Consider the following 13,224-nt stretch of genomic DNA (forward strand, 5'->3'; position numbering starts at 1 on the left):
CGCCCGGGGCCCGCGCCGCCCGCAGGACGACGGTAGGCCGCCCGTCACCGCGCCGCCGCCCGCCGCGCGCACCCGGGTGAACGGCGGGCGCGCGGCCGGTCGGGGCCGCTCCGGCGCCTGCGGGAGAATGGGCGGCGCCCCTCAACCGCCGAGCCGCCAGGAGGCACCGTGCCTGGATTCGTCGAGCAGCCCGAGCCCGTGCAGGTCCCGGGCCTCGTGCACCTGCACACCGGGAAGGTCCGCGACCTCTACCGCAACGAGGCCGGCGATCTCGTCATGGTCGCCAGCGACCGCGTCTCCACCTACGACTGGGTGCTGACCACCGGGATCCCCGACAAGGGCCGCATCCTCACGCGCCTGTCCCTGTGGTGGTTCGACCAGCTCGCCGATCTCGTGGACAACCACGTGCTGTCCACGGAGCCGCCGCCCGGCGCCCCCGCCGACTGGGAGGGACGCACCACCGTCTGCCGCGACCTCGACATGATCCCCGTCGAGGCCGTCGCCCGCGGCTACCTCACCGGCTCGGGGCTCGCGGAGTACGAACGCGACCGCACCGTCTGCGGCCTCGCCCTGCCGCCCGGCCTCAGCGACGGCTCCGAGCTGCCCGCCCCGCTCTTCACCCCCGCCACCAAGGCGGCCGTCGGCGACCACGACGAGAACGTCTCCTACGAGGAGGTCGCCCGCCTCGTCGGCTCCGACACGGCCACCCAGCTGCGCCAGGCGACCCTGGCCGTCTACGGCCGCGCCCGCGAGATCGCCCGCGACCGGGGCATCATCCTGGCCGACACGAAGTTCGAGTTCGGCCGCCCCAGGGGCGCGGGCGAGGAGGCGCCGCTCGTCCTCGCCGACGAGGTGCTGACCCAGGACTCCTCGCGCTTCTGGCGCAAGGACGAGTGGGAGCCGGGCCGCCCGCAACGCTCGTACGACAAGCAGTTCCTCCGCGACTGGCTGCGGAACGAGTCCGGTTGGGACCCGACCGGCAGCACCCCGCCGCCCGAACTGCCCGCCGAGATCGTCGAGGCGACGCGCGCCGCCTACACCGAGGCGTACCGGCTGCTCACCGGGATGCCCTGGGACTGACGGACTCCGGGGCGCACGGCCGCCGTGCGCCCCCGGGCCCTTTCCGGGGCGAACATGACGAAGAGGCCACCTCCCGAGGGGAGATGACCTCTTCCGAACGAGCGGACGACGAGATTCGAACTCGCGACCCTCACCTTGGCAAGGTGATGCTCTACCAACTGAGCCACGTCCGCAGTGCCCCCACTGTACCCGATCGTCTCGATCGGTCCAGCGGTTGGAGCGGGTGACAGGAATCGCACACTGCGCCTCCCCCTTGGAAAGGGGGTGTTCTACTACTGAACTACACCCGCGCGACCCGGGGTTCGGACCTTTCGGTTCCTTGCCCTTCGGCGTGCTCCAGACTCTAGCCGATCACCTGGGGTGGATGGCAAATCGAGGGGCGACGCCCCGGGAGGCGGTCAGGCGACGGTGGCGTGCGCCTCGTTGAACGCGTCGTAGACCCGCTTCGGGATGCGTCCCCTGGCGGGCACGCCGAAGCCGTTGGAGTCGGCCCAGGCGCGTACCGCGCGCGGGTCGGGGGCCACGGCGGTGTGGGTGAAGGTGCGCCCCGAGCGTGACCGCTTGCGGCCCGCCTCGACGAACGGCGCGAGCGCCGAGCGGAGTTTGGCCGCGTTGCCCGGGCTGAGGTCGATCTCGTACGTCTTCCCGTCGAGCCCGAAGGCGACCGTCTCCGACGCCTCCCCGCCGTCGATGTCGTCGGCGAGGGTCACCACTACACGCTGTGCCACGGGATATCGGTCCTTCCGGGAGGATCGCCCGCCATGACCGGGGGTGGCACCAGGAGGGTCACCGCGGAATCACGCGAGGCGATGCTGCTACTCCCATTGATCGCAGAGTCGGGTTCTTTTATTTGTACCGTGCTCGGCTCGGTAATGCGAAGGGGGAATTTCCGCCGCATGTACGCCGCTCCGGGAACCCTACTTTTTCTTTCCCGTTTACAGGAGGGGTTTGTGTCCTCGATACCTTAACGTGACCGCCCCCCTTCCCGCTACCCGCGTAGACTTTTGCGCCCGGTAGGCTTGCCGTGCGTTCAGCGGACGCACCGACACAGCACCGCACCACACCACCGGGAGTACCAGTGGCTCGCGTCGTAGTTGACGTCATGCTCAAGCCGGAGATCCTCGACCCGCAGGGACAGGCGGTCCAGCGCGCCCTGCCGCGGCTCGGGTTCGAGGGCGTCTCCGACGTCCGGCAGGGGAAGCGTTTCGAGCTCGAAGTCGCCGATCCGGTGGACGAGGCGGCTCTGGAACGGGTCCGTGAGATGGCCCGCACCTTTCTGGCCAACACCGTGATCGAGGACTTCCACGTCCGTATCGAGGAAGTCGAGGCGGCCCGGTGACCACTCGTGTAGGAGTCGTCACATTTCCCGGATCTCTCGACGACCGGGACGCGCAGCGCGCGGTAAAGCTGGCGGGCGGGGAGCCCGTCGCCCTGTGGCACGGCGATAAAGATCTGCACCAGGTCGATGCCGTGATCCTTCCGGGCGGATTCAGTTACGGCGACTATCTGCGCTGCGGCGCGATCGCCCGTTTCTCGCCCGTCATGGAAACGATCATCGACCAGGCACGCGCCGGCCTCCCGGTCCTCGGCATCTGCAACGGCTTCCAGGTGCTGTGCGAATCCCACCTGCTGCCCGGCGCCCTGACGCGCAACGACCATCTCCACTTCATCTGCCGCGACCAGCGCCTGCGCGTCGAGAACGCCGCGACCGCCTGGACCGCCGACTACACGGCGGGCCAGGAGATCACCGTCCCGCTGAAGAACGGCGAGGGCGGCTACGTCGCCGACGAGCGCACGCTCGACGAGCTGGAGGCCGAGGGCCGCGTCGTCTTCCGCTACCTGGGCGGCAACCCCAACGGCTCCCGCCGCGACATCGCGGGGATCACCAACGAGGCGGGCAACGTCGTCGGCCTCATGCCCCACCCGGAGCACGCGGTGGAGGCCCTGACCGGCCCCACCATCGACGGCCTGGGGTTCTTCACCTCGGCTCTCAGGAAGCTGGTCGCCTGATGTCCCTGGACACCGTCAAGCACGCCGCCGACACCCCGGAGGCCCCGCAGCCCTGGGCCGAACTCGGCCTGAAGCGCGACGAGTACGACCGGGTCCGCGAGATCCTGGGCCGCCGCCCGACCGGCGCGGAGCTGGCCATGTACTCCGTCATGTGGTCCGAGCACTGTTCGTACAAGTCGAGCAAGGTGCACCTGCGCCAGTTCGGCGACAAGGCGCCGCACAGCGACGCGCTGCTCGTCGGCATCGGTGAGCAGGCGGGCGTCGTGGACGTCGGCCGGGGCATCGCCGTCACGTTCAAGATCGAGTCGCACAACCACCCGTCGTACGTCGAGCCCTACCAGGGCGCGGCCACCGGCATCGGCGGCATCGTCCGCGACATCATCGCCATGGGCGCCCGCCCCGTCGCCGTCATGGACCCGCTGCGCTTCGGCGCCGCCGACCACCCCGACACGCGCCGCGTGCTGCCCGGCGTCGTCGCCGGGATCGGCGGCTACGGCAACTGTCTCGGCCTGCCCAACATCGGCGGCGAGGTCGTCTTCGACCCCTGCTACCAGGGGAACCCGCTGGTCAACGCCCTGTGCGTGGGCGTCATGAAGCACGAGGACATCCACCTCGCGAAGGCCGCGGGCGCGGGCAACAAGGTCATCCTCTACGGCGCCCGCACCGGCGGCGACGGCATCGGCGGCGCCTCGATCCTCGCCTCCGAGTCCTTCGACTCCACCAAGCCCTCCAAGCGCCCCGCCGTCCAGGTCGGCGACCCGTTCCAGGAGAAGCTGCTCATCGAGTGCACCCTGGAGGTCTTCGCCGAGGGCCTGGTCACCGGCATCCAGGACCTCGGCGCCGCCGGGCTCTCCTGCGCCACCTCCGAGCTGGCGTCCAACGGCTCGGGCGGTATGCGCGTCGAGCTGGACACCGTGCCGCTGCGCGACTCGTCGCTCTCCCCCGAGGAGATCCTGATGAGCGAGTCGCAGGAGCGGATGTGCGCCGTCGTCGAGCCGGCGAACGTGGACCGCTTCCTGGAGATCTGCGCCAAGTGGGACGTCATCGCCACCGTCATCGGTGAGGTCACCGACGGCGACCGCCTGGAGATCTTCTGGCACGGCGAGCAGATCGTGGACGTCCCGCCGCGCACCGTCGCGCACGAGGGCCCCGTCTACGACCGCCCGCAGGCCCGCCCCGCGTGGCTGGACGCGCTGCGCGCCGACGACCCCGCCGCCCTGCCGCGCCCGGCGGACGACGCCGAGCTGCGCGCGCAGGTCCTCGCGCTCGTGTCGTCGCCGAACCAGGCGTCCAAGGCGTGGATCACCGCGCAGTACGACCGCTACGTGCTGGGCAACACGGTGCTCGCCCAGCCCGAGGACAGCGGCATGATCCGCGTGGACGAGGAGAGCGGCCTCGGCGTCGCCATCGCCACGGACGGCAACGGGCGCTACGCCAAGCTCGACCCGTACGCGGGCGCGCAGCTCGCGCTCGCCGAGGCGTACCGCAACGTCGCCGCCACCGGCGCCACGCCGCTGGCCGTCACCGACTGCCTGAACTTCGGCTCGCCGGAGGACCCGTCCGTCATGTGGCAGTTCGCCGAGGCCACGCGCGGCCTCGCCGACGCCTGCCTGACGCTGGGCACGCCGGTCACCGGCGGCAACGTCTCCCTCTACAACCAGACGGGCGAGGCCGCCATCCACCCCACGCCGGTCGTGGGCGTGCTCGGCGTGATCGACGACGTCGCGCGGCGCACCCCGATGGCCTTCCGCGAGGCAGGACAGCTGCTCTACCTGCTCGGCGACACGGCCGACGAGTTCGGCGGCTCCGCCTGGTCGCAGGTCGTGCACGGGCACCTGGGCGGGCTGCCGCCGAAGGTCGATCTGGAGCGTGAGCGGCTGCTCGGCGAGATCCTGGTCTCCGCCTCGCGTGACGGCATGATCGACGCGGCGCACGACCTGTCCGACGGCGGCCTGGTCCAGGCGGTCGCGGAGTCGTGCCTGAAGGGCGGCCAGGGCGCGCGCCTGGTGGTCCCCGACGGGCTCGACGCGTTCACGTTCCTGTTCTCCGAGTCCACCGGCCGCGCCGTCGTGGCGGTGCCGCGCGGCGAGGAGGTCCGCTTCACGGACATGTGCGCGGCGCGCGGGCTGCCCGCGGCGCGCGTGGGCGTGATCGACGGGGACGCGATCGAGGTCCAGGGCGCGTTCACGCTCCCGCTGGACGAGCTGCGCGAGGCGCACGAGCGGACGCTGCCCGCGCTGTTCGCCTGAGCCTGGAACGCCCCGTGGGGGCCGACCGCCTGTCCTGGCGGTCGGCCCCCACGGCGGTTCCCCGGGGGGAGCCGGGGAGTTCGGGGGAGGGGGAGTGTCAGGAGGCGGCGGCCTCCACCGGGTCGTCGTCCGGCTCGTCACCGGCGCGCAGGGCCGCCGTCCAGAGCGGCAGCAGCCAGTGGACCGCCGCGAGGGCGACGACGACGCCCGCCGTCGTCACCCCGTCCGGCAGGCCGTCCCCGAGCAGCAGCACGAGCGCCACGGCGAGCAGCACGGCGAGCTGCGTCCGGTGCGCGGAGGTGTGGACGTGCGCGCGCTCGGCGAGCTGCCGCTCGTCCAGGGCGCGCGAGCGCAGTTCGAGGAGCCCGCGGGTCGCCGAGTTGAGGGCGCCCGCGCACACGCACCAGGCGAGCAGCAGCGGCACGACGAGCGCCAGCAGCAGTGCGCCGCCGTCCGCGAGCGCGAACGTGGCGAGCAGGCCCGCGGTCAGCGCCACGTGCGCCGCCGTCCAGGCGCGGCGCTGCCCGCGGCGCGCGTGCCAGCGGCGCCCCTCGTCCCGGTTCATCAGGCGGGACATCCTGCGGTCGTAGTCGGTGGGTTGTGCTGCGGTCATGACGTCGTCGTCCTTCCGTACACCTCGTCCGTGAGCGGCCGGAACGGTTCCAGCGAGAACACCGCCTCCACCGGCAGCCGGAAGTAGGCGGCGATGCGGAGTGCCAGGTCCAGGCTGGGGTTGTACTGCCCCCGCTCGATGTGCCCGATCGTCTGGTAGTGCGCGCCGACGGCATCGGCCAGCGCTCGGCGTGTCACGTTCCGTTCCGCGCGCACCATGGACAATCTGTTGTGCACCTGCTCAGCCATATATAAGAAGTACTACAGCCGGGAGTGTTCCGGCAACCCCCCTGCTGCCCGCGTACCGATCCCTTACGCGGAACGAACACCCCTTTGTCCATGCTGGACGTGGCCGGATTCGGCACGGTGATCGGCCCGCTCGACCTGACGGCGTGAGCGGCCGGGGGAGGGGGAGCGATGAGCGGTCGGGGCAGGGCCCGCGCCAGGGCGCGGCTGCTCCTCGGCGACCTGCGCGTCCGGCTCGCCCTGCTCGGCGCCGGTCTCTTCCTGCTCACCGGCACGGTGCTCATCGCCGTCACCCACACCCTGCTGCGCCGCCCGGCACCGGAACCGCCGCCGGTCGAGGCCGAGCCGGGCGCGCGGGGGCGGCTGACCCTGCTGGACAGTGAGAGCGGTCCTGTCACCGCCCTGCCCGCCGAGACGACCGGCGCCGCCACCTCCGCGCATCCCGTCCTGATACCCGGCGTGCTGGCCCTCGTCCTGACGGTGCTCGCCGCCGCCCTCGCGGGCTGGCTGCTCGCGGGCCGGGTGCTGCGCCCGCTGCGGCGGGCGACCGAGACCGCGCGCCGCGCGTCCCGGGGTGGTGGGGGCGGCGGCACGGTGCCACCCACCTGGCCACCCTCCATACCCCCAGGGGCGCCGCCCGGGGACGGCGTCCGCGACCTGACCGCGGCCCTGGACACCCTGGCCGACCGGCTCGCCAGGTCCACCGACACCCCGCGCCGCTTCGCGGTCCACGCGGTCCGCGAACTGGCCGAGCCGGTCGCGGAGCACCGCTCCCGCATCGAGACCGTCCTGCGCGACGCCCCGCCGTCCGCCGGGATACACGGGCTCGGCGAGCAACTGCTCGACGTCGCGGCCCGCCAGGAGCACGTCCTCGCCGGACTCCTGCTGCTCGCCCGCACGGGGGAGCGGGCGCCCGCGCGGGGACCGGTGGACCTCGCCCCGCTCGCCGACCGCGCGGTCGCGCGGATGGAACGGGAGGCCGCCGCGTCCCGCGTCACCGTGCACCTGGCGGCGCGTCCCGCCCCGGCCTGGGGCGACATGTCGCTGCTCGAAGCGCTCGTCGCCCACCTCGTGGCCAACGCCGTCCGGCACAACACCCGGGACGGCCTCGGCTGGGTCCGCGTGCGCACCGGCACGGCGCCCGACGGTCAGGCCGAGATCGAGGTGGGCAACAGCGGCCCGCTGATACCGGTGGACGCGGTGCCCGACCTGTTCGAGCCGTTCCGCAGGCTGACCCGCGACCGCGTCGGCTCCGCCTCGGGCCCCGGCCTCGGCCTGGCGATCGTCGGCTCCGTGGCCCGCACCCACACGGCCGTCCTGACCGCACACCCCCACCCGGAAGGCGGCCTCACGATCACCGCAACCCTCCCCGCCAGCCCCCACCCCCGGCGCTGACCACCCACCACAGCACCGCCCTGACCAGCACTTCTGCACGACCGGAGGATCACTGCACCCACACCACCCCCACCCCACCACAAACCCCCCACGACCAGCGGCTTCACCCTCGGGCCGTCATCACCCCTGAGAGGGTTCGCAACTCCGGAGTGACCCCCGGGATTCGCTCCCAAAAAGCGTCGCCATCAGCTCTGGAGAGCGTTCATAACGCCAGGGGGGAAGCGGGCGTGCTGTCCGGGCGGGTCGTCATCAGCCCTCGGTGGGTTCCCCATCCCAGAGCCATCACTGCCGTCCGCGGATCAGACACCCTCGTGATCACCCCCGCTGTGTGGGAGCGCGACCGGGGCAGGCCCAACGTGCTTTCCGGCGCCTTCGCCTCTGCCCCTCACCACCACGGCGCGGCTCCCGGGCCGTAGCCCGGGAGCCGCGCCGTGTGCTGTCTGCCGCCGTGTGCCGTGACCGTTCCGGTCAGCGGCCCGGCTTGGTCTCGTAGCGCGGGCCCATGTCCGGCCGGTCCGTGCCCTGCAACTCGGTGACGAGCCGGTGCACCGTCACGAGGTCGTGCAGCGCCAGTCGCGTGCGCTCGTCCGGCAGCCCGGCCGTCCGCGCCACTTCCGTCGCGAACACCGCCTCACCGCCGTGCCGTCGCTCGGCCTCGCCCAGCGCGCCGAACACCCGCGCGTGGTCCGCGCCGTACTCGCCGTGCTGCCGCCCGGAGAACGTACGCCCCGGCGGCGGCTGCGGCGGCGCCTCGCGGTCCTCGGCCAGCTCGGCGGCCATCTCGCGCTGCTTGCCCCGGTGGATACCCGCGCCCCGCTGCTTGGAGGCGCCCGTCGTCGCCTTCCACTCGCTCGGGCGCTCCCCGGAGCGCTCGGCCTGCCGGGCGGCCATCCGCCGCTGCTCCTCGTTCCCCTCGACCTTCTTGCCCACGTGGGTCACCTCCTCTGATGCCGGTACAGCTCTACCGCTGGTACAGGCCCGTCAGCGTGCCGGTCGCCAGTCCCTCCGTGTCCAAGACCCGGCGCGCGTCCGCCACCGTGACCTTCTCGGGCAGGGACACGCCCTCCGGCAGCGCGTAGAGCCGGAAAAGGTAGCGGTGCGCCGGTTCGCCCTGGGGCGGCTCGGGGCCGTCCCAGCGCCGGTCACCGAAACCGTTCGGATGCGCCTTCCCGCCGTCGGGCAGCTCCCCGGCGCCCACGCCCGGGCTGGTCGGATCGATGTCCGTGACCAGCCAGTGCAGGAACGTCCCGGAGGGCGCGTCGGGGTCCTCGCACAGCAGCGCCATCGAGCGCGTGCCGGGCGGGGGCCTCGACCAGTCCAGCGGCGGGGACACGTTCTCGCCGTCCCGGGCGTAGCGCGCCGGGACCGGTTCGCGGTCCTCGAATGCGGTGCTTCGCAGTTCCATAGCGGTCATGCGGAACGGGGTACCCGACGCCTCCCCGGCCCATTCGAGCCGTTCACGGCGGGTTCGCGGAGATTCGTCCCCTACGGGGCGGCCCGGCCGGAACGCCCCGCCCGACATCCGGTGCCGTAACCGAAACCTCCTGGTCATCCCCTTCGGAAGGATCTTCGTCGTAAGCTCCCTGCTATGTCTGGCCCCGTCCGGCGCAAGCCCCGCGCCTATCACCCCGACCGGGTCCGCGACGCCGTGCTCGCGCAGGTGGAATTCGTGCGGCTCGCGGCGCACGAGCTGAGCGACGAGCAGCGCGCGAAGGCCCGGGAACTGCTCGGACACCTCGCCCGGCAGATCGACGCGCTGCCCCGCCTGCTGGCCGAGCCGGTGCCACGGGCCGCCCGCCCGCAGCTCGACATCAGCGGCTGGGTGATCGCCACCGTCCACGAGGAGCGTGACGCCGCCCCCGTGGACGCCATCGACGCCGCCGCCGAGGAGCTGGAGGCCGTCCTGGAGACGGGCGTCCGCGAGGACGCGCTCGTCCCCCACCACCTCGGGGCGATGCGCGCCGTGGACTTCACCGTCACCCGTGTGGTCGAGCTGACCCTGCACAGCGACGACCTGTCCCGCGCCACAGGTCACCAGGTACAGCTGGACCGCGCCGCCATGGCGATCTCCACCCGCGTCCTCACCGACGCGCTGGCGGTCAAGGCCCCCGGCTCCTCCACCGAGCTGCGCGTCCCGCCGTTCGCCGCCGTCCAGTGCCTCGCCGGGCCCCGGCACACACGGGGGACGCCGCCGAACGTCGTCGAGACCGATCCGCTCACCTGGCTGCGGCTGGCGGCCGGGCGCACCGGCTGGGACGCGGCGACCGCGAGCGGGCGGCTGCGCGCGAGCGGGGAGCGCGCCGGTGCCCTCGCGGCGGAACTGCCCGTGCTCGCCTGACCGCGCACGGCTCGCTATGGGGCATGTCTCACCTTCCGGGGGTTCTCCCCGCCCCCGTCACCTGGCCTAGACTCGGGGTCGTGCGTGGTGACGGACGACTCAGCCACGACCTCGACCCCGGTGGGAAGGGCCCGAAGGACGCCTGTGGCGTCTTCGGTGTCTGGGCCCCGGGCGAGGAGGTCGCCAAGCTCGCCTTCTTCGGGCTGTACGCGTTGCAGCATCGCGGGCAGGAGTCCGCGGGAATCGCGGTGAGCGACGGCTCCAAGATCCTGGTGTTCAAGGACATGGGGCTGGTCCCCCAGGTCTTCGACGAGACCTCTCTCGGTTCCCTGCCCGGCCATATCGCCGTCGGGCACAACCGCTACTCGACCACGGGTGCTCCCACCTGGGAGAACGCCCAGCCCACCTTCCGTGCCACCGGGCACGGCTCGATCGCCCTCGGCCACAACGGCAATCTCGTCAACACCGCCGAACTGGCCCACCTCGTCGCCGCCCTCCCGGGCGGCCGGGGCCCCCGGCACCGTGTGGCGGCGACCAACGACACCGAGCTGGTCACCGTCCTGCTCGCCGGGCAGACCGACGAAAAGACCGGCGCGCCGCTCACCCTGGAGGAGGCCGCGCCCCGCGTGCTGCCCCAGGTGAAGGGCGCCTTCAGCTTCGTCTTCATGGACGAGGAGACGCTCTACGCCGCCCGCGACCCCCAGGGCATCAGGCCCCTGGTCCTCGGCCGCCTGGAGCGCGGCTGGGTGGTCGCCTCCGAGACGGCGGCCCTGGACATCGTCGGCGCCTCCGTCGTACGCGAGGTGGAGCCGGGCGAACTGATCGCGATCGACGAGCACGGCCTGCGGTCCACACGCTTCGCGGAAGCGAAGCCGAAGGGCTGCGTGTTCGAGTACGTCTACCTCGCCCGTCCCGACACGGACATCGCCGGGCGCAACGTCTACCTCTCCCGGGTGGAGATGGGCCGCAGGCTGGCGGCCGAGGCACCGGCCGACGCCGACCTGGTGATAGCGACGCCCGAGTCCGGCACCCCGGCCGCCATCGGCTACGCCGAGGCGAGCGGCATCCCGTACGGCTCCGGGCTCGTCAAGAACGCCTACGTCGGCCGTACCTTCATCCAGCCGAGCCAGACCATCAGGCAGCTCGGCATCCGTCTCAAGCTGAATCCCCTCAAAGAGGTCATCAGGGGCAAGCGCCTCGTCGTCGTGGACGACTCCATCGTCCGGGGCAACACGCAGCGCGCCCTGGTGCGCATGCTCCGTGAGGCGGGCGCGGCGGAGGTCCACGTCCGCATCAGCTCCCCGCCGATCAAGTGGCCCTGCTTCTTCGGCATCGACTTCGCGACCCGCGCGGAGCTGATCGCCAACGGCCTGACCGTCGAGGAGATCGGCGCCTCGCTCGGCGCCGACTCGCTGGCGTACATCTCCCTGGACGCCATGGTCGAGGCCACCACGATCGACAAGCCCGACCTGTGCCGCGCCTGCTTCGACGGCGAGTACCCGATGGAGCTGCCCGACCCGTCCGTCCTCGGCAAGGACGTGCTGGAGCAGCCGGGCACGTCCCTGCCCCTTCTCACCGGCCCCGGCGCGGCCGACGCGCTGCGGCGCCCGTGACCTGGGCGGACCGCCGACCCGCCCCCGGAGCACCGGGGGCCCACCCGAGCAGGAAGATCCGATGAGCACCGACAACGCGCCCGTGGCGGGCGGCGTCAGCTATGCCTCGGCAGGCGTGGACATCGAGGCGGGCGAGACCGCCGTCGAGCTGATGAAGAAGTGGGTGGCCAAGGCGCAGCGGCCGGAGAGCGTCGGGGGCCTCGGCGGCTTCGCCGGCCTGTTCGACGCCTCGGCGCTGCTGCGCTACCGCCGCCCCCTCCTCGCCTCGGCGACGGACGGCGTCGGTACGAAGGTGGCCGTCGCGCAGCGCATGGACATCCACGACACCATCGGCCACGACCTGGTCGCCATGGTCGTGGACGACCTGGTCGTCTGCGGCGCCGAGCCGCTGTTCATGACCGACTACATCTGCGTCGGCAAGGTCAACCCCGAGCGGGTCGCCTCGGTCGTCAAGGGCATCGCCGAGGGCTGTGTCCTGGCGGGCTGCGCCCTGGTCGGCGGCGAGACCGCCGAGCACCCGGGGCTGCTCGGCCCGGACGAGTACGACGTGGCGGGCGCGGGCACCGGCGTGGTCGAGGCCGACGCCGTCCTGGGCGCCGACCGCATCCGCGCGGGGGACGCCGTCGTGGCCATGGCCTCGTCCGGCCTTCACTCCAACGGGTACTCGCTCGTCCGCCATGTCTTCTTCGAGGTGGCGGGCTGGACGCTGGAGCGGGAGGTCCCCGAGTTCGGCAGGACCCTTGGCGAGGAGCTGCTGACCCCGACCCGGATCTACTCGCTGGACTGCCTCGCGCTGCTGCGCGCGACGGAGGTCCACGCGTTCGCCCATGTCACGGGCGGTGGGCTGGCGAACAACCTGGCCCGCGTCGTCCCCGAGGGGCTGCACGCCCGCGTGGACCGCGGCACGTGGTCGCCCGCCCCGGTCTTCGGCACGGTCGGCGCCGCGGGCGGCGTGGCGCGTGCCGAGCTGGAGAAGACGCTCAACATGGGCGTCGGCATGATCGCCGTCGTGCCCCAGGAGTCCGTGGGCGCCACGCTCGCCACACTGGCCGACCGGGGTGTCCCCGCCTGGGTCGCGGGGGAGATCACGCGCGCAGCCGACGACACGCCGGGCGGCGGCGCCTCCCTCACGGGGGACTACGCCTGACCCGGTGGTGCCCCGTGCCCGAGCGGTGGCCGCGACCGTCCGCCCGGCCGTACCTCTGCGGACGGCCGGGACGCGGGCGACAGCACAGAACCCGGTCCGGGGCGCCCGGACCGGGTCATGCCGTCAACCGTCGTGTCCGCCGTCGTCCGTGCGATCGATCGCAGCCGCCGGTGAGGACCGTGGCGCGGCGCCTCAGGCGCGGCGCCGTTTCGCCGGGGAATCGGACGATGGCTCTCCGTCGTCGTCATCGTCCTCGTCGCCGTACATCTCCGCGTACCGCGTGTACACGTCGTCGTCCAGCTGTTCGTCCAGCTCTTCGCTGTCCTCGAACCGTTCACCGTTCGGTGAGCGGTCCTGCTGCGATGCACCCAGCTCTTCGGCCAGACGAGAGAGGTCCGTCCCGCCGCTGTTGTACTTCAGCTGGCGGGCGACCTTCGTCTGCTTGGCCTTGGCCCGGCCGCGCCCCATTGGCTCGACCCCCTCAACGACGGGACCCGACGGCCCCGGTGTGTTGACATCCGTTCATGATCGAGA

Annotated in this window: 14 protein-coding genes and 2 tRNA genes; 8 read left to right on the forward strand and 8 right to left on the reverse strand. The window is 72.6% G+C overall.

All coding sequences use genetic code 11. From position 1 onward, the window contains the following. Positions 1–168: 168 nt before the first annotated feature. Positions 169–1,080, forward strand: a complete 912-nt coding sequence (locus IF27_RS03760; RefSeq protein ID WP_052847789.1) for a phosphoribosylaminoimidazolesuccinocarboxamide synthase — start codon at positions 169–171, stop codon at positions 1,078–1,080. Between the two features lie 100 nt (positions 1,081–1,180). Here the strand turns inward: IF27_RS03760 and IF27_RS03765 are convergent. From IF27_RS03765 to IF27_RS03775, 3 genes are all read right to left on the reverse strand, one after another. Beyond that, positions 1,181–1,253, reverse strand: a tRNA-Gly gene (locus tag IF27_RS03765). A gap of 42 nt (positions 1,254–1,295) precedes the next feature. Beyond that, positions 1,296–1,370: transfer RNA gene (locus IF27_RS03770), tRNA-Gly, on the reverse strand. 108 nt (positions 1,371–1,478) lie between these two features. Further along, positions 1,479–1,808 (reverse strand): histone-like nucleoid-structuring protein Lsr2, encoded by a 330-nt coding sequence (locus IF27_RS03775; protein ID WP_052847790.1) that lies wholly within the window; start codon positions 1,806–1,808, stop codon positions 1,479–1,481. A 350-nt stretch (positions 1,809–2,158) separates the two neighbouring features. Between IF27_RS03775 and purS the strand changes: the two genes are divergently transcribed. From purS to purL, 3 genes are read left to right on the forward strand one after another with little or no spacing between them, the layout of a single operon-like run. Beyond that, the gene (purS, locus tag IF27_RS03780) at positions 2,159–2,419 is read left to right on the forward strand and encodes a phosphoribosylformylglycinamidine synthase subunit PurS (protein WP_052847791.1); all 261 of its coding nucleotides are present in this window, start codon (positions 2,159–2,161) and stop codon (positions 2,417–2,419) included. Continuing rightward, entirely contained in the window at positions 2,416–3,090 is a 675-nt protein-coding gene (gene purQ / locus IF27_RS03785) for a phosphoribosylformylglycinamidine synthase subunit PurQ (RefSeq protein ID WP_052847792.1), read from the forward strand. The genes purS and purQ overlap by 4 nt, the downstream gene beginning before the upstream one ends. Next, positions 3,090–5,339 (forward strand): phosphoribosylformylglycinamidine synthase subunit PurL, encoded by a 2,250-nt coding sequence (purL, locus tag IF27_RS03790; protein ID WP_052847793.1) that lies wholly within the window; start codon positions 3,090–3,092, stop codon positions 5,337–5,339. Before purQ ends, purL begins: the two co-directional genes overlap by 1 nt. 97 nt (positions 5,340–5,436) lie before the next feature. Here purL and IF27_RS03795 read toward each other — a convergent pair whose 3' ends face one another. After that, on the reverse strand, positions 5,437–5,952 hold the full coding sequence (locus IF27_RS03795) for a hypothetical protein (RefSeq protein WP_052847794.1): 516 nt from the start codon (positions 5,950–5,952) through the stop codon (positions 5,437–5,439). Further along, entirely contained in the window at positions 5,949–6,200 is a 252-nt protein-coding gene (locus tag IF27_RS03800; RefSeq protein ID WP_052847795.1) for a helix-turn-helix transcriptional regulator, read from the reverse strand. The genes IF27_RS03795 and IF27_RS03800 overlap by 4 nt, the downstream gene beginning before the upstream one ends. 168 nt (positions 6,201–6,368) lie before the next feature. On the opposite strand from IF27_RS03800, the gene IF27_RS03805 reads away from it, so the two are divergent. Continuing rightward, positions 6,369–7,592, forward strand: a complete 1,224-nt coding sequence (locus IF27_RS03805; RefSeq protein ID WP_052847796.1) for a sensor histidine kinase — start codon at positions 6,369–6,371, stop codon at positions 7,590–7,592. Between the two features lie 468 nt (positions 7,593–8,060). On the opposite strand, the gene IF27_RS03810 is transcribed toward IF27_RS03805, so the two are convergent. Beyond that, on the reverse strand, positions 8,061–8,522 hold the full coding sequence (locus IF27_RS03810; RefSeq protein ID WP_223290901.1) for a hypothetical protein: 462 nt from the start codon (positions 8,520–8,522) through the stop codon (positions 8,061–8,063). Between the two features lie 31 nt (positions 8,523–8,553). Next, a complete protein-coding gene (locus IF27_RS03815) occupies positions 8,554–8,997 on the reverse strand; it encodes a YbhB/YbcL family Raf kinase inhibitor-like protein (RefSeq protein ID WP_338058190.1) in 444 nt (147 codons plus the stop codon). A gap of 183 nt (positions 8,998–9,180) precedes the next feature. On the opposite strand from IF27_RS03815, the gene IF27_RS03820 reads away from it, so the two are divergent. From IF27_RS03820 to purM, 3 genes are all read left to right on the forward strand, one after another. After that, complete coding sequence (locus tag IF27_RS03820) at positions 9,181–9,930, forward strand: sterol carrier family protein (RefSeq protein ID WP_052847798.1); 750 nt, start codon at positions 9,181–9,183, stop codon at positions 9,928–9,930. Positions 9,931–9,953: 23 nt separating this feature from the next. Continuing rightward, the gene (purF, locus tag IF27_RS03825; protein ID WP_052847799.1) at positions 9,954–11,543 is read left to right on the forward strand and encodes an amidophosphoribosyltransferase; all 1,590 of its coding nucleotides are present in this window, start codon (positions 9,954–9,956) and stop codon (positions 11,541–11,543) included. 61 nt (positions 11,544–11,604) lie between these two features. Then, on the forward strand, positions 11,605–12,690 hold the full coding sequence (purM, locus tag IF27_RS03830) for a phosphoribosylformylglycinamidine cyclo-ligase (protein ID WP_052847800.1): 1,086 nt from the start codon (positions 11,605–11,607) through the stop codon (positions 12,688–12,690). A 192-nt stretch (positions 12,691–12,882) separates the two neighbouring features. Here purM and IF27_RS03835 read toward each other — a convergent pair whose 3' ends face one another. Then, complete coding sequence (locus IF27_RS03835; RefSeq protein WP_052847801.1) at positions 12,883–13,158, reverse strand: DUF3073 domain-containing protein; 276 nt, start codon at positions 13,156–13,158, stop codon at positions 12,883–12,885. Positions 13,159–13,224: the final 66 nt, after the last annotated feature.

The organism is Streptomyces avicenniae (genome assembly GCF_000719135.1).
Classification (GTDB): Bacteria; Actinomycetota; Actinomycetes; order Streptomycetales; family Streptomycetaceae; genus Streptomyces; species Streptomyces avicenniae.